12 protein-coding genes and 1 pseudogene are annotated in these 15,995 nt (G+C 48.6%); 6 read left to right on the top strand and 7 right to left on the bottom strand.

Features of this window, described 5'->3' with window-relative positions; translation table 11 throughout:
• Positions 1 to 276: 276 nt before the first annotated feature.
• The 3 genes and pseudogenes from KNV97_RS03410 to KNV97_RS03400 form a co-directional block, all read right to left on the bottom strand.
• Positions 277 to 1,714 (bottom strand): annotated as a pseudogene (locus tag KNV97_RS03410) (glyceraldehyde-3-phosphate dehydrogenase).
• Positions 1,715 to 2,069: 355 nt separating this feature from the next.
• Positions 2,070 to 3,116: a porin gene (locus KNV97_RS03405; RefSeq protein ID WP_218561519.1), complete on the bottom strand. Its 1,047-nt coding sequence runs from the start codon at positions 3,114 to 3,116 to the stop codon at positions 2,070 to 2,072.
• The gene (locus KNV97_RS03400; protein WP_240798134.1) at positions 3,113 to 3,553 is read right to left on the bottom strand and encodes a hypothetical protein; all 441 of its coding nucleotides are present in this window, start codon (positions 3,551 to 3,553) and stop codon (positions 3,113 to 3,115) included. Before KNV97_RS03400 ends, KNV97_RS03405 begins: the two co-directional genes overlap by 4 nt.
• A gap of 117 nt (positions 3,554 to 3,670) precedes the next feature.
• Here KNV97_RS03400 and KNV97_RS03395 point away from each other — a divergent pair, with 117 nt between their 5' ends.
• Positions 3,671 to 6,325 (top strand): hybrid sensor histidine kinase/response regulator, encoded by a 2,655-nt coding sequence (locus tag KNV97_RS03395; RefSeq protein WP_218561518.1) that lies wholly within the window; start codon positions 3,671 to 3,673, stop codon positions 6,323 to 6,325.
• A gap of 14 nt (positions 6,326 to 6,339) precedes the next feature.
• On the opposite strand, the gene KNV97_RS03390 is transcribed toward KNV97_RS03395, so the two are convergent.
• Both KNV97_RS03390 and KNV97_RS03385 read right to left on the bottom strand, forming a co-directional pair.
• A complete protein-coding gene (locus tag KNV97_RS03390; RefSeq protein ID WP_218561517.1) occupies positions 6,340 to 8,148 on the bottom strand; it encodes a putative bifunctional diguanylate cyclase/phosphodiesterase in 1,809 nt (602 codons plus the stop codon).
• 303 nt (positions 8,149 to 8,451) lie between these two features.
• A complete protein-coding gene (locus KNV97_RS03385; RefSeq protein ID WP_136483833.1) occupies positions 8,452 to 8,922 on the bottom strand; it encodes a dCMP deaminase family protein in 471 nt (156 codons plus the stop codon).
• Between the two features lie 984 nt (positions 8,923 to 9,906).
• Here KNV97_RS03385 and KNV97_RS03380 point away from each other — a divergent pair.
• From KNV97_RS03380 to yddG, 4 genes are all read left to right on the top strand, one after another.
• Positions 9,907 to 10,485 (top strand): exopolysaccharide biosynthesis protein, encoded by a 579-nt coding sequence (locus KNV97_RS03380; RefSeq protein ID WP_240798135.1) that lies wholly within the window; start codon positions 9,907 to 9,909, stop codon positions 10,483 to 10,485.
• Between the two features lie 32 nt (positions 10,486 to 10,517).
• Positions 10,518 to 10,916, top strand: a complete 399-nt coding sequence (locus KNV97_RS03375) for an OsmC family protein (protein ID WP_218561516.1) — start codon at positions 10,518 to 10,520, stop codon at positions 10,914 to 10,916.
• Positions 10,917 to 11,259: 343 nt separating this feature from the next.
• On the top strand, positions 11,260 to 11,832 hold the full coding sequence (locus tag KNV97_RS03370; protein WP_136483836.1) for a sugar O-acetyltransferase: 573 nt from the start codon (positions 11,260 to 11,262) through the stop codon (positions 11,830 to 11,832).
• 52 nt (positions 11,833 to 11,884) lie between these two features.
• On the top strand, positions 11,885 to 12,811 hold the full coding sequence (gene yddG / locus KNV97_RS03365; protein ID WP_218561515.1) for an aromatic amino acid DMT transporter YddG: 927 nt from the start codon (positions 11,885 to 11,887) through the stop codon (positions 12,809 to 12,811).
• A 140-nt stretch (positions 12,812 to 12,951) separates the two neighbouring features.
• Here yddG and KNV97_RS03360 read toward each other — a convergent pair whose 3' ends face one another.
• Both KNV97_RS03360 and KNV97_RS03355 read right to left on the bottom strand, forming a co-directional pair.
• Complete coding sequence (locus tag KNV97_RS03360) at positions 12,952 to 13,848, bottom strand: cation diffusion facilitator family transporter (RefSeq protein ID WP_218561514.1); 897 nt, start codon at positions 13,846 to 13,848, stop codon at positions 12,952 to 12,954.
• A 385-nt stretch (positions 13,849 to 14,233) separates the two neighbouring features.
• Positions 14,234 to 15,112: a LysR family transcriptional regulator gene (locus tag KNV97_RS03355; protein ID WP_136483839.1), complete on the bottom strand. Its 879-nt coding sequence runs from the start codon at positions 15,110 to 15,112 to the stop codon at positions 14,234 to 14,236.
• Positions 15,113 to 15,384: 272 nt separating this feature from the next.
• On the opposite strand from KNV97_RS03355, the gene KNV97_RS03350 reads away from it, so the two are divergent.
• Complete coding sequence (locus KNV97_RS03350) at positions 15,385 to 15,966, top strand: class I SAM-dependent DNA methyltransferase (protein WP_218562122.1); 582 nt, start codon at positions 15,385 to 15,387, stop codon at positions 15,964 to 15,966.
• Positions 15,967 to 15,995: the final 29 nt, after the last annotated feature.

Here is a 15,995-nt window from a genome sequence, read left to right as displayed (position 1 = left end):
TCCGGTTAAACATCAATGCGAAGACTCAATGTTATACGGATGGCTGTCATCATGCTACTCAAGGTACTTAATTCCGACGGAAAATTCTCAATAAAAAATCAGGTTTTACAGCTGGTTAACCGATGGCGCAAAAAAAGCCGCCCACATCAGGAAGGGCGGCAAGTACGGGGGATACCGTCAGAGGAGAGTGAAGCAGAGGGACTTACTGGTTCACCGCCATCCTCAGGATGAATTGTTATTATGTTGTGGAGACGAATATGTTTTCAGATGAATAGCTTACACCTGAGGATAGGTTTTGTAGCGTACACCCATCATCTGTTCCATGCAGTGCACTACCTGGCAGCTGTAGCCGAATTCGTTGTCGTACCATACATACAGGACACAACGATTACCCTGAGCGATGGTTGCAGCGCCGTCAACAACACCGGCATAGCGTGAACCAACCAGGTCGGTGGAGACAATTTCGGTCGACTCTGTGTAGTCAATTTGTGCGGCGAGTTTTGAGTTCAGAGCCACGTCGCGCAGATAAGCATTTAGCTGTTCTTTATCGGTTTCTTTTGCAAGATTGAGATTTGCGACCGCCATGGATACATTTGGTGTCGGGACACGAATCGAGTTACCCGTTAGCTTACCCGCCAGTTCAGGCAGGGCTTTAGACACGGCTTTTGCTGCTCCGGTTGAGGTCAGTACCATGTTCAGCGATGCTGAACGGCCACGACGCTCACCTTTGTGGAAATTATCAATCAGGTTCTGGTCGTTGGTAAATGAGTGAACGGTTTCAATATGGCCGGATACCACACCATACTTATCGTTCATTGCTTTCAGCACCGGTGTAATGGCATTCGTGGTGCAGCTGGCTGCAGAAATGATGGTATCTTGCGGGGCAATGACAGATTCATTGACACCGAATACGATGTTTTTGATGTCGCCTTTACCCGGTGCCGTCAACAGTACTTTGGCTGCACCTTGTGAATCCAGATGCTGGCCCAGACCTTCTGCATCACGCCACACACCGGTGTTATCGACCACCAGAGCATTGTGAATACCATAATGGGTATAGTCGACATCGGCCGGGGAGTTGGCGTAAATAACCTGGATATAGTTACCATTGACGATCAGTGCTTTGTTCTCATCATCAATCACGATGCTGCCATTGAACTGGCCATGTACTGAGTCTCGGCGTAGCAGACTGGCGCGTTTCTCCAGATCGCCCTCTTTACCGCCTCGCACGACAATAGCGCGCAGACGCAACGGGTAGCCAGGGCCACTTTTCTCAATCAGTAAACGCGCCAGCAGGCGGCCGATGCGACCAAAACCATACAGAACCACATCTTTTGGCTCGTTCATCACCGCGCCGTTCAATGCTTGTTGCAGTTCAGTGGCGAGGAAATCGTCCAGACCATGCGTATCATTATGAGTTTGCCAGAACCGGTGAGCGAGTTGGCCAATATCAATCCGGCTCGGGGAAAGAGCCATCTGGGTCAACTTTTCAACGATTGGCATGGTTTGTTGTAGTGACAGCGCTTCGCCAGTGTAGCGGCGCGCGATGCGATGAGTTTTGATGATGTCGATGGTGGCGGCGTTGATCAGGGTTTTGCCAAACAGGATGATTTCCACCCCTTTGTTACGATAAAGCTGGGCAATCAGGGGGGGACATTGATTCAGCAATCGTCTGGCTGGCCTGCCAGTCTTGGAGGTGTTTCTCTGGACTCATTTTTACTCGGGACCTTTTCACGTTTTGTTGAGCTTTACGTTGGCCTGTAGGGGGACAAACGTCAGCAATTTCTACCCACAGTTTTTACTGTGTTTGGTATCGGGGGAGCTTGTTGTTTTTGAGTGGTCAGATTGTAAAGGTCGAAGGGTTATTCTGCTAGTAAAAATAATGGCCAGATTTTAAGCTTATATTTGTACATAAATTAGTGAATTTAGTTGCCTTGATCGGTATTTATGCGTATTGACTTTAACAAAACACACAACTTATTTTGTGGTAATTTAGTTTCATATCTACACTTTTTACTCTCATTGCAGCTTTCATTTCATAAAACTGTAATTTATGTCTCATAACCCCCTTAAAAAGTAAACGAGATAGCGGCTGAAAAAACCTCTACCTCGGTTTCTATGTCACCCATTGGATTCTGGATGCGGGTGAAGTGACCATTGATCATATTTTCTTGACTGGTGATGTATTGCCACTCCGCGTTAAGCGCCACATTAGCGGTAATGTTGTAGCGTAACCCGAGCAGATAGGATTCATTATGGTTGAGTTTACGCCGCTGTCCGTACTGAACATAAGGCTGCCACGGGCCGAACTGGCGAGCGACTCCCAGATACCAGTTGGCATAGAGCGTGCGGTCGTAAATGAACTCTGAGAAAACGTGATAATGTGCGAGTGAGTAATTGATGCCGAATGCGAACAGGTCGAGATCATAATGGTCAATGTTAGTGTTGTAGGCAGCAAGATTGGCTTCGCTGGTGATGTAGGTCAAACGATACTGATTCTCTTCCTGATACCAGTCGGCGGTAAAGCCAAAAGCAGCATCCGCAGCCAGGGTATAATTGGTGTCATATAAGCGGTAATCGTTGTCACCGGGGACGGCCATAAAGGTCGACAGCCGCAATTGTGACGCGTCACTGACCGCTTTATTCCACTCAAATGATGCTCCGTCATAGTGGGTGATACCGAGCAGGCTGTCATAGACATCATGCGCCGGACGAATCCACGGATACGCGACGGAAACGTAGTTGTATTCAGACATCATGAACAACGGCAGCCGCAGTCGTCCGACTTTAGCGCTGTATGCTCCCCATGCCGACTCAACATAAGCCCATTCCAGCTCCGGATCGGACAGATGATCCTGTGGTCGCTTAACCGCCTGCACTGAGGCCCGCCAGCGGTTGTTGATGAGCCAGTCGAGCTGCAAGCCGAGCGTCGTGTCGCAATCAAAGCACCAGGCGTCGGCGATTTCTCGATGGACAAAAACCGGCACTTTACTGTCGGAGCGTGTGGCGGACAGGGTGCCAAAACCGCTGAGTCTCAGTTGTTCACCGAGATGAATCTGTGCTGATACCACGGGTGACAAAAGGATTATGCCGAGGAGTGTTGACGCTGTTTTCATAGTGGTTCCTCACTATCAAAGACATAGAGGACAGACAGCTCTTCCCTAAGCCAGGAAACAGGAATATAGGCGATGCCATTCTTATTATGATTGAGCCAGTTAGTCACAGACTGCGGGTTATTCTCCGCCACTTCGGACGGCGCCCGGTTGCGGCCGGAGAACGTCTGGCGGGCCCAGATAGCCTGCATCTGAGCCGGACTTTTGCCCAGTAAGGTGTAATAAAAGCGGTTGCGCAGAGCTGAGCCTTGGGTCAGATCAAGTAATACAATATTGACGTTATCGATATGGCTGACATGACCGCGGTAGATCATTTTGACCTGGCTGCTTTTCAGCTTAGGGAGGGCCTTGTTCAGCGTGACGATGGCATAGCTTTCGGCAAGTGCGCAGGCACTGCACAGCAGCAAACAACACGACAGAAGAAATCGGATTCGCTTCACTACAATGTCTTTCCTTGACCTAACTGACTCAACTTTATTGAAATTATCGGCGCAAACGTAGGGAAGAGTGACTATGTTTAACTGTAGGCTAGGTCTTCTCTTTATCAAGGTGCGGCAATGTTTATTGTTAATCGCTTCTCAATAAAAGCGCGGCTGGTGCTTTTGTGCTTATTACCTATGGTGGTAATAGCTTGGGGAACGTGGACGCTATTTAGTCAGTTTCAGTCCCAGTTATTGGCTTATCAAAGTTCGACCCAGAAAGTGACTGCGCTCAATTATGTTGCCAATGCCACGCACTCGTTTTATCACCTATTAAGTCGTCGGCTGAACGATGACCCGCTGGATTTCTACATTGAACAGTTGGAGTCAGAGCTTAGCCAACTGAGTGAATTTTTTGCTCCTTCAGTGACCCGGCTGGTGGCGGCAAATTCCGATCTGTTAATTCGCAATAATATTGCAGAACTGAGAAGTATGGCGCAGGAGGTTCGGACGGCGCCACTCGAAGATGTCAGACAATATGGCACCTGGGCTTTTGATTTAATTTATGAGCTCAATCTCGAAATTCAGAAAACCATTAATCACGACGCTCCGGCAGAGATCCATCATTTAGATACGATTTATGATGAACTCAGTTGGTTTCTGTACTGGATGCAACGTGAAGCCTGGTTTCTACGCGATTTAGCGCGTTCGGAAACGCTGACCAAACAGCAGGTTGGACAATATTTGCGCATCGCGGAAAATGAACAATTGTATCTGGAGCGCTTTATCGACTCCGGGGCCAGCTCAGTACAGTTGGAACAGATAGTCAAATTGTTTGCTCAGCAGGACTTTAGACAAGGGGCATTAGTGCGGGAAAAAATTCTGCAGCAGGATGTCTCCCCATCTGAGCTGGCCGGTTATGTAAAAACCCTGGATAATCGCCAGGCATCGATTCAGAAGCTGTTTGTCGGTTTCTCCGATCATCTCGCCGCGCAGATCGCTCATCGCTCCCAGCAGGATCAGCAGCGTATCATTCTGGTCAGTGTGGTGGTGTTTCTGGTATTTATGTTGCTGCTGTTCCTCGGACTCGGTACTTTCTATCGTATTTCTACCAAGCTGAACCGTATCCTCGATACTATGTGGCGGATGCAGGACAAACGGGATCAGGTTCAGTTGATTGACATTGATGGTAATGATGAGTTTTCCGACTTCGCCACCAATCTCAATCACATCATCGAAGAAGTTCAACTGCATGAAGCTTCTCTGATTCAGGCCAAAGAGGACGCGATTGCGGCTAACCGGGCCAAAAGTTCTTTTCTGGCGAATATGTCCCATGAAATCCGTACTCCGCTCAACGGTATTATTGGTATGACCGAAGTGTTGGGAACGTCAGGGTTGACGGCTAACCAGCAAGATATCTTATCTGACATTGATAGCTCTTCTCAGGCGTTACTCATATTGCTGAATGATATTCTCGATTTGTCCAAAATTGAGGCCGGCAGTCTGACGCTCACCTCGAATCCGTTTAACTTTGCTGAGCTGGTGTATGACACGGTAAACCTGGTGAATCTGCGTGCTGTAACGCAACACGATGAGCTGTCTATACAGCTCGATCCTGCCTTGCCTTTGTTGGTTGTCGCGGATGAATTCAGGGTCAAGCAGATCCTGATGAACCTGCTGTCCAATGCGGTGAAATTCACCAAAGATGGAGAAATAAGCGTTGAAGTCAATTTTCTTGCCGAGGATACACCGCAAATCCGCTGCAGTGTCACGGACAGCGGGCGTGGTATCGCGAAAGACAAGCTGACGACTATTTTTGCTCCGTTCACGCAGGAAGACGACAGTATTACCCGCCATTTTGGCGGCACGGGGCTGGGCTTGGCGATCTGTAAGCAGTTGATTGAAATGATGCGAGGTACATTATCGGTCAACTCGACCAAAGGGTTGGGCAGTAAATTTGAGTTTATTATTCCAGTAGTGTTGCCTGATGAGCAGCCTGAACCGGTTCAGTGCTTGCAGTTCTCGCTACTGGTGGCAAATGGCACCTCATATGTTGCAGCGATTCGCCGCGAGTACCAGCGCCTGGGAACCGAGTGGGCAGAAGCTCAGACAGTGGCTGACCTGACAATGATGGAATTCAGTAAGCCGGTCAGTCATGTGGTCTATTGTCAAAGTCTGACTCAGCGTAGTGAGGGCGATATTGCGTTGTTGCGGCAACGTTTTCCGCACGCCAGTATTATTTTCTGTCAACATCACCTGTTCACCCATCGCAGTCAGGTGGATAACGTGGATGGTTGGGTTACGCTGCCTTTTCTCGGCACTCGTTTTGAACGTCTTCTTGCCAATCAATCCGATGTCGCACCGGGGGCAGTAGATAGAACGGTACTTGAACAAAGTCCTGCCGCTGAGCCAAGCTCAAGTTGCATCCTGATTGTGGAAGACAACCTGATGAATCAGAAAATCGCGACTTTCTTTCTTGAGAAAGCCGGCCTGAGCTATGTGATTGTCAGCAATGGTCAGGAAGCCGTGGATGCCGTCACCCAGGGCGGTAGATTTGCGGCCATTTTGATGGACTGCATGATGCCTGTGATGGATGGATTTACTGCCACACGCCGGATCCGTCAGTGGGAAGAAGAGAATGGTATGGCCAACACACCGATTATCGCCCTGACAGCCAGTGTCCTTGATGAAGACATTGCGCACTGCTTTGAAGCGGGGATGGATGCTTATTTGCCCAAACCTTATAAGTCCAAACAGCTATTTGATATCTTTAACGAACTCGAAGTGGCTTAGTTGCTTTAAGTGGTTTAGTTACGACCCATTGCAAGTGTCCGAGTCGCCTGCTCGCGCGTAATCAAAGTAATGAATTCTTCTGCTATCAAAGGCGGAGAGTAGTAATAGCCCTGATAGTCGTCACACCCTTCCTCAGCCAGTAGTGACAACTGTTCACGGCTGTTTACCCCTTCTGCGGTGACCACTTTACCGAGATTATGGCCGAGTTGGATGATGGTTCTGACCAGCATATGGTCGTGGTGATCGTCAACACAGTCATCAATGAAAGATTTGTCGATCTTAACCACATCAATGGGCAGTTGTTTTAAGTAATTTAGCGATGAGTAGGCAATACCAAAATCATCGATTGCAATGCGCACGCCAATACGACGTAACTCTTCACAAGTCTGGCTGACACTTTGTGGCTGTTTCATTAGGGTGGTTTCGGTGATTTCGAGCTGGAGTAACCGGGCATCGAGCTCTGTATCCCGCAGAGTTTGGGAGACGACCTGAAAAATATCGTCATAAAGAAACTGGACTGTAGATACGTTAACGGCAATACAGATATCGTGACCCTGTTGCTGCCAGGCTTTGGCCTGGCGACAGGCAGTCTCAATGACCCAGCGTCCGATCGCAATGATTTGCTGGCTTTTTTCCGCAATTGCCACGAACTGCTCCGGGTTAACCTGACCTAAATCCGGATGGTGCCAGCGTATTAACGCTTCAGCACTCGTCACTCGTCCGCTTACAACGTCGACTTTAGGTTGATACTCCAGATGTAACTGCTGGCGGCTAATCGCCGTGCTCAGTTCACGTTCGAGCTGATAATTACGGATGGTTTCTCCGATTAACTCTTCATCAAAATGCTGTACCAGATTCTTGCCTTTTTGTTTGGCGCGCTGCAGTGCGATATCCACATTACGGCACCAGATATCACTGTCGTACATCGCATCGTCAAACAGCGCCACGCCGATGCTCATTGTCATGCTGTAGTAGCGCTGATTGAGAAAAAATGCCTGGCTGCAGGTGGCGAGAATACGGTGTGCGACCTGATCGGCTTTGGCCCGGATGTGTTGGTCACCTTTTATAATGAGCGCGAACTCGTCGCCACTGAGACGGTACAACTGGTCACAGCCAAGATTCAGCTGGTTCAGACGTTGCGCCAGCCCTATGAGCAGTATATCGCCCTGATGGTGGCCCAAAGTATCGTTAATCAGTTTGAAATCATCAATATCCAGCTGCAACAACGCATAATGCTGGTCGCTGTTATATTGGGATTCCAGACGCTTGGTGTCATTTAAAAACGCGGCACGGTTGGCAAGGCGGGTAAGAAAATCGGTCAGACTGTCGCGTCGATAGCGTTCGATCTGAGACTGCAGTTTGTGTTTGTAGTGCACGCCGAGCGTTGCCAGTATTGAAATAGAGACAAGCTCTATCGCATCCAATAAGTAGTCACCGAAATTCGCCGAATTGAAAGAGTGATGAGATAAGCTGGATATGACCAAAAGCAGCGCGGCGATGATTGGCCACAGGGTGCCCGGAAACAGAATCAAATAGCTTAGAGGGATCAGGATAAAGGTTTCCTGAAGCGCGGCAGATGGCGATAGCTGGCTTGCCAGGGTGACACAGCCCAGAGCCGCGAGTGCTGCCAGCATCTTGAGCTTTGCGTTCGCACTGATAAAAGCCAGTAACAGGCACAGCGGATAGGCATACAGATAAGGTGCCACTGTTTGGGGCACCACCAACAATGAATAACTGACAATAGTGACGGCAACAAGATAAAACAGAGGCAATACGCCCCGTAACAGCGATCTTGAGACGGTCTGGCTGGTTGCAGATAACATGTAAGTTCCTGTGAGTAATTCTGCCTTGGCGCGACATTTGTCTCGATTCCAGGCGCGTTGTGACAACAAGATGACGGCGAGCGCCAAAGGTGATGCAACAATTTACTTGGAGTGTAATTCAGGAATAGCGAATGTAAGTCAATATATTGACAGCTTTGGCTGAAACCTAGTGCTAGTCTCATTTGGGAGACGGTCTAACGGCCGGTGTTCAGAATAATCGCTTGAGCGCGAGAGTTTTTCAGCGCAAAAAATAAGCTCTCCGTGTGGAGAGCTTACTGATTCATGATGACGCCGGACAAAACCTTATGAGGGCAGGCGAATCTCTGTAATCGAGCTGAGTTCTTCAATTGGCAGCCAGTTTACTTTTACGCCTGCCTGAAGAAACATATCCTGGCTGACTTGGATCTTGTCACCCCAGCGGGACAAAAAGTCCTCTGATTGTTCCGGACAGTGCACGGCAGCGATTCCTGTCTGGATTATTTTTGCCGCACAGTTCGGGCACGGAAAGTGAGTGACATAGATTTCACAACCGTCGAGATCCCGTTTCGCGAACAAAATAGCATTTTCTTCTGCATGCAATGTCTTGAGATATTTCATATCGCGGTCATCGGTGTTTGCGCTGTCTGAAATACCGTGTGGGTAGCCGTTAAAGCCGACCGAAACGATGCGGTTTTGTTTCGTGATCACCGCTCCGACCTGAGTCGAAGGGTCTTTACTCCAGGAACCAACGAGTTCTGCCATTTGGTAAAAGCGTTGTGCCCATTTAGAAATCATTGTGTGGTTTCCTCACCTGAATCGTTATTGGTAGTCACGTAGGTTATTTATGTGACTAATATCCTTAATTTAACTGAATGAGTCTAGAAAAAATACGTGCTCACAAGGTCAAGATGGGTAATTGCTGGCTTATTGTGCGCTTTATGATTGGTTTCCGCGCATTAATAGTGAGATCCAAATCAACTTTTATTCGGGGGCGACTTTAGTACCGATTGACCATTTTAGGATTGGCTTTGTGCGAGATCTCTTACATGTCATGTAAGATTTTAGCTGTTAATTCGTAAGGTAAGTGAGATGATGTAAATGTAAGTAATTGTTTGTTATAGATTAGTTTTTAACTGATACCGATTCTCAGCTGGAAGGGCTGTTTTTAGCGCTTGCTCAAATTGGCCGATATCGTAATCTCAAGTTGTCAGCAGGATGCAGACATGGAACAGGAAAGACCCAGGGATAGGTCATCTTCAGGATGAAGATTCGGTTATTCAGGATGAATGATCGGCATGGATAGCAAAGGACATAAGCTGGATGCGACGTAACCAGGATGGTTATGAAGGAAGGTTTATGGACGGCTTGAAGGACATAAGCGTATGTCTGTCAGGATGACAGAGTCAGGGACACCGCTAGGACGGCGATGAAACGGAATGCGCTGAAGGACACAGCAAACTATCAAGGAATTGATGCAGGGAGCACCTCTAGTAGCCGGATTGCTGCGAGTAAGAACTGAACCCCACCAGGCGCGAGCTTGGTGGGGTTTTCTTTATGGGCTGATAATAAGCTGACATTGGTGCGCTGAGTTTATGGCAAGTTACATCGCACGCAATCATCGTTATCTCAACGATGCAAATTGTCTTGTTGATGGCAATAGTCTGGTCGATGAAAACAGTATTATGAGTTAAACAGTGTCGTCAGTTAAATAGTGTCGTTGGTTAATAAATAGTGTCGTTGGTTAATAAATAGTGTTGTCGGTTAAATAGTGTGGTGAGTGTGGAAAAAACCTCTGAGTTGTTAGTCAAGACCCTGCAACAGCATCCTGAAACCTACCTTTCGATTGGAGAATTGCTGGAATCGCTCAAACGGCGTTCTTATGGCGCGCTGTTAATCATGTTGAGTCTGGCCGGATTAATTCCCGGCATTTCATTTTTCGCCGGATTTGCCATTTTTTTGCTGGGTCTGCAAATCATTGTTGGCTTCCAGTCCCCGCGCCTGCCAAAACTAGTCCAGCGCCGTCGTCTTAACCGTCATAAAACCCTGCGTTTTATCGAAGAGATGCGGCCTTGGCTGGAGCGGGTAGAGCAATACATCAAACCGCGTTGGGAACCTCTGTCTAACTCAATGGCGCGACGCGTTGTTGGCGTGGTTATTTGTCTGCTATCTGTTGTCGCAGTGATGCCACTGCCTTTTGTGAACTTTCCCCCTAATATCGCGATTATCTTGTTTGCGTTGGGTATCATTGAGCGTGACGGTTTGTTCATGCTGATTGGTGGCGTGCTGAGCGTCTTCGCTGTGTGGGTGGGATATCTGTTAATGCGTATAGCACTCAACTCGCTGATGTTGGTATTATAAGGCGTGTTAACGCAAAAGAAGTGATAGTAACTATGGAAGCACAAGTTAAGTGGGTTGAGGATTTTAAATTTATTGGTGCATCTCAGTCCGGCCATTGTGTGGTGATGGATGGTAACGGCGGTGCGACTGCGCCAAGCCCGATGGAAATGGTGTTGATGGCTGCTGGTGGCTGCAGCTCGGTTGATGTGGTTGATGGCCTTAAATCTGCCCAGCAACAAGTACACAGCTGCATTGCAAAACTGACTACTGAGCGTCGTGATACGGCGCCGCGTCTGTTTACCAAAGTCAATATTCACTTTGTGATCTCCGGCCTGCAACTTGATGAGTCGGTGGTTGAAAAAGTCACCGCGGATTCTCTGCAAAAATACTGCTCGGTATGTCTGATGCTGGGCGCCGGAGTGGAAATGACTCATAGCTGGGAAATTTGCTGATCGGAAGCGTTCCTTAAAAGAAGCAGTGCTTAAAAATGAAAAACCGGGTCAAAGCCCGGTTTTTTCGTTCCTCAAATTCAGTGCTTTGACTATGTTTAGCGCACGTTTGATAAATCTATCATTACTAGTATGGCCGTCAAAGGTCACATCACTGAGTGGTATGCCGATCAGGGGTACGGTTACGTCACTCCTGAGCAGGATGCCCTGCGTATCCAGTTTTACCGACAGGATGTGTCCCCCTCGGTCAATTCTAAACAGGGAAAGCTAACCTGCGAGTTTTTCTCTTTTTTCCGTACGCAATCCGGGTACCCTTGCAGTCATAACATGAAACATGAGGTGCCCGATGAAAGAATTAGAAAAGATGATTGCCGGTGAGGTTTTCGATGCTAACGATGCAGCTATCGCGACTTTACGTCAGCGAGCGACCGAGCTGAAAGTTGAGATCAATCAGAGTGTGTGTGATGTTGAGCGGCACAAGTTGCAAACAGAACTGTTTGCTGCGTTTGGTGCCGACAGCATTGTCCAGGCACCGTTTTACTGTGAATTTGGTAAGACGATTACGATTGGTAGCCGAACTTTTATCAACATGAATGTGACCATGTTGGATAATGCACCTATCAAGATTGGTAATCATGTGCTTATCGGTCCTAACAGCCAGTTTTATACCCCTTCTCACTCTCTTGATTATCGACATCGCCGTGAATGGGAGGCGTTCAGTCAACCGATTGTGGTCGAAGACGATGTCTGGATTGGCGGCAACGTCGTCATTAATCAGGGAGTGACGATTGGTGCCCGGTCTGTGGTGGCGGCCAATTCTGTGGTCAATCATGATGTGCCGCCGGATACTCTGGTTGGTGGTACACCTGCGCGTATCATTCGTTACCTTAATAGTGGTAGGGATACTTCTCTGTGCTGAAAATTTCAGTTAAAGTTCGTTCTCTTTTCTGATTACTTTTCCGGAGCCTGTTTTGGCACTGCACAGATGTACCGTTTACGGTGTTGCAGCCATATTGTTATGGAGTTGCGTTGCGGGTTTAGTTCGTATGGTCGCGGAGCAGTTCAGTCCGACTGGCGGGGCTGCCCTGATTTATACGGTTGCCAGCGTGTTTCTGGTTGGGGTGATGGGGATCCCCCGCATTAATCGTTTCTCCTTGCGCTATCTCATTATCGGCGGGGCGCTGTTTGTCAGCTACGAGATTTGCCTTGCTCTGGCTTTGGGGATGGCACACTCTCGTCATCAGGCGTTGGAAATGTCGGTGATTAACTACCTGTGGCCAGCATTGACCGTACTGCTTACCGTTATCTCCAGTCGGCAGCCTGTCAGCCGTTGGGTTTATCCATGTATTCTGGTCGCTTTTCTCGGCGTTGCCTGGGCGATATCAGGTGATAGCGGTTTATCGCTGAAGCAAATTGCCGGCAATGTGTCGGGTAATCCGCTGGCGTATACCATGGCGGCGCTGGGCGCAGTTATCTGGGCGGTGTATTGCAACGTCACCCGGGTGATTGCCAATGGTCAGAATGCAGTCACTCTGTTTTTCATTGCTACCGCGGTGACCCTTTGGGTGAAATATGTGTCAGGAGATGAACCAGCGCTACAGTTCACCGTGCCGTCCGCTGTGACGCTTGTACTCACAGCTGTGGTGATGGGCAGCGGCTATGCACTTTGGAATCAGGCGATTCTGGCCGGTAATATGTTGCTGTTGGCGACCTTGTCTTATTTTACCCCGGTATTTTCGACTCTCTTTTCCTGCCTGATTCTTGGTGTGGTGCTGGGCAGCCATTTCTGGCAAGGAGTGGTGATGGTGACGCTGGCATCTTTAGTCTGCTGGTGGGTGACACGTCATAGTTCATCGGCGAAGCCGCCAGGAGTATCCCCAACTCAGAGAACGGTTTAGCGATCGCTGCGGTTAACTTGTCACGGCCTGGGGTTCTGGACATGACAAAAGCGACGTGGTTTGGCACGTCGCTTACTATTTGCTTGCTTAATTAACCCTCATTAACCGAACGTTGGCCTGGCTAACCTCAAGTGGCGATCTCAAGTAGCAATGTTGACTGTGATTTGCAGTTTCAGCGGTAGCTTGGCCAGACGTTTCTTAATGGTTTCTCGCGTCTGTTCAATATCTTCCAGCAGAATCATTTCACTGCTGTCCGGGTAAATATCAACGTCGACCCAAAGTTCACGACCTACTTTGGTCACACCGGCCAGTTCAATCTCCTGATCGGACTCTTTACCGGCATCAAACACGCTTTGGTCAACGGTTTGACAAATCTCTTTACTCGGCGCCATCAGGAAGATTTCGCGCAGCGCTGAAGTCAGCATTTGGAACGGTACTTTGATGAAGTAAAATGACATCGCTAACATCATCATCGGGTCTGCATACACAGCGTAAGGTGCCAAAGGCGTTAATGAAATTCCCCAGGCAATGACGAAGCCTGCGGTGACTGCAACACTCAGCATGGCATCCATCTGCCACTGCTTCACTTCAGCATCGATAAGGCCAGAAGTACGGCGTTTATTCAGTGCTGCCATGTACCACCATGCAAAACCACAACCAATAACGTTGATGGCACCGAATGCAGTGGCAATAGACGCATCAACTTCGCGCCCGCCGGTGAACATGGCCCCAATCGCAGAGTAAAGCGAGTAGCCCACCACCAGCAGAATAACGGCACCTTTAACCGCAATCACGGCAGGTTCTAGCACCGCGCGTCCGAACGGAAATCGTTCATCAGACGGTTTCATAATGTAACGTGATGTCGCGAGCGACAATAATGTTAACAGCAGGCTGACCAGTGAATAAACACCATCAAACATAATCACCAGTGAGCCGACGAGCAGACCAATCACTAACCCGCCGCCTGCAAAAAGGGATGCAAAAAGGGCAGAGAGGGTCAGGACACGCTTTTCGTTATAAGTTGTTCGAGCACACATTTGATTTATACCTGTAAGAAACTGACGTTATTCTCGCCTAAAGCGGGCCTTTTACAACGACGATTTGTACTTTTGGTTGGTTGGTGTTTAACCGATTTTACTTTTGTTTAATAAAATCATAGAGATAGAATGTTTTTCTGCTGTCAGTAATATTGACACTGAGTGGCATGTCGCCCTGTTGAGCGGAATAGACAGCGCGTCAGTCAGACTGCTAATGCGCAGCCCAAGGCCAATTCAACGTTGAGCTGCATGTTATCAGTGGCATGAAGAAAGGGGGACTGATGCGATGGTGAACATTGGAACTGGTAGCCGGCGATTAAGTGTCTATTATTAATTAAAACAAATAGTTAAATTCAGACAAGGCCGCAGGGAATCAAACAGATAGCTAGAAATCAAACAGATAGTCGCTCAGTTTATCCGAAAGCCAGGCCATGGCCGGATCTTCAGTGCTGCCGGTCAGGGTAAACATACAATAGTCTTCCTGAGTCAGACCGTAGGTATGGCGAATCACCGCCAGGCGTTGCTCACGCAGATGGTTGCGGATCAGTGGTTCAGGCAGCACCCCCCAGGCGCTCTCGGTCAGTATGGTACTGAGCATGTATTCAAAACTGGAAAATCCGATATAACGGCGTGAAAATGGTCCCAGGCTGGAATTATCCTGTTCGTTAAGATAGACCATGACCGCCTGCATCGATTTACGCAGGTCTTCATCGGTCACTCGCTTGATTTTGGTGAGTGGATGGGTGGCACTGCATACCGACATCATGCGGATTTTACCCAGTGGTTGATAGCTGATGCGCGCATCGTCCAGGCGTTCATAATCAACGCCAAAAGCAAAATCGACCTGTTGGGTCGCGACCAGGCTGGCCAGGTCACCGCTGGAAGCCAGCACCAGGTTAAACGAGGTGTTGGGGAACAGTTTATTGAGCGAGTGGGCGAGCTCCTGCCAAACCGTGTCAGGCAACGAGTCGTCACGGGCAATCCAGACTTCAGCGGCAAATTCATCTGAGACCTGCGAACAGGTGCGTCGAATGCGTGTTGCGGTAATCATTATGCTTTCGCAATCTTTATAGATTGCTTTGCCCGCTTCCGAAAGGCTGACATTGTTGCCGGTACGCACGAACAGTTCGACGCCCAGTTCACTCTCAAACGCTTTGATGGCCATGCTCAGTTTGGTGCGGTTGCACTCCAACTGGCGGGCTGCCTCGGACACCGAGCCGGTGTCTGCAATAGTACAGAATGCTTCAATCTGCGACAGGTTCATAACGGTCTCTGGGAGTTAAAGTGTGTGAATCATATACAATTTTATCTGTGCTGCCTATGTGCTGAATTTATCACCAATTGACACAAGTAGAGACACTGCAGCACAAGATTGTGTGGTAACTCTATGAACTTCGCTTTATTTTGGTTTAATCTTGGAGTGTTTGAGTCGTCTCAAACAGAGGGATTCGTTTGGTTTAACCCCAATCCTGAGTTCGGCTGTTTGAGTTTACTTGGGCACAAAGCCTGAAGACAAGAAGTTACACGGAGGCCATGATGGCACAAAACTGGGACGAATATGCAGCGAGCTGGGAGCAAGATGAAGCGACCGTGGTTTTCGCCAACAACGTCTTTGAGCAACTGAATAAGCTGACTTCCCTTGAGGGCAAGCACGTGCTTGATTTTGGTTGCGGCACCGGATTATTGAGTCAGTGGATGTCGCCGTTGGCGAAAGATATCGTTTCTCTGGATTCGTCAGAGGCGATGATTGAAGAGCTGGATAAAAAAGAACTGGCGAATGTGGAGCCTGTGGTGGATCACCTGACCCGCGGTTTGGTGGCTCAGCATCCGGCATTTCGTAAACAATTTGATTTAGTGGTGGCGTCATCCGTGTGCGGTTATGTCGCTAATCTGGATGAAGTGGCGGAAATTATTTACTCGCTGCTGGATGAAGGCGGTTTGTTTGTGCATTGGGACTGGCTGGTGGCGGAAGATGATCCTGAGTTTGGCCTGAGCGAGTCAGAGGTTAAATTAACGCTGACTAAGGCCGGCTTTAATGATGTTGAAACTGTCACTGCGTTTGAAGTGACCACACCACACGGTGTGATGCCAGTGATTATGGGTATCGGCCGCAAATAAAGCTGCGTGATTCAGCCTTTCAATTTTTT

The sequence above is a fragment of the Vibrio ostreae genome, from assembly GCF_019226825.1.
Taxonomy (GTDB): Bacteria; Pseudomonadota; Gammaproteobacteria; order Enterobacterales; family Vibrionaceae; genus Vibrio; species Vibrio ostreae.
The sequence above is the reverse complement of the archived record's forward strand: the minus strand, read 5'-3'. Positions and strand labels throughout refer to the sequence as shown.

Bases quoted from the DNA above. Each gene is read 5' to 3' on its own strand.
- KNV97_RS03405 (WP_218561519.1), bottom strand. From the start codon at position 3,116: ATGAAAACAGCGTCAACACTCCTCGGCATAATCCTTTTGTCACCCGTG.
- KNV97_RS03395 (WP_218561518.1), top strand. From the start codon at position 3,671: ATGTTTATTGTTAATCGCTTCTCAATAAAAGCGCGGCTGGTGCTTTTG.
- KNV97_RS03390 (WP_218561517.1), bottom strand. From the start codon at position 8,148: ATGTTATCTGCAACCAGCCAGACCGTCTCAAGATCGCTGTTACGGGGC.
- KNV97_RS03385 (WP_136483833.1), bottom strand. From the start codon at position 8,922: ATGATTTCTAAATGGGCACAACGCTTTTACCAAATGGCAGAACTCGTT.
- KNV97_RS03375 (WP_218561516.1), top strand. From the start codon at position 10,518: ATGGAAGCACAAGTTAAGTGGGTTGAGGATTTTAAATTTATTGGTGCA.
- KNV97_RS03370 (WP_136483836.1), top strand. From the start codon at position 11,260: ATGAAAGAATTAGAAAAGATGATTGCCGGTGAGGTTTTCGATGCTAAC.
- KNV97_RS03360 (WP_218561514.1), bottom strand. From the start codon at position 13,848: ATGTGTGCTCGAACAACTTATAACGAAAAGCGTGTCCTGACCCTCTCT.
- KNV97_RS03355 (WP_136483839.1), bottom strand. From the start codon at position 15,112: ATGAACCTGTCGCAGATTGAAGCATTCTGTACTATTGCAGACACCGGC.
- KNV97_RS03350 (WP_218562122.1), top strand. From the start codon at position 15,385: ATGGCACAAAACTGGGACGAATATGCAGCGAGCTGGGAGCAAGATGAA.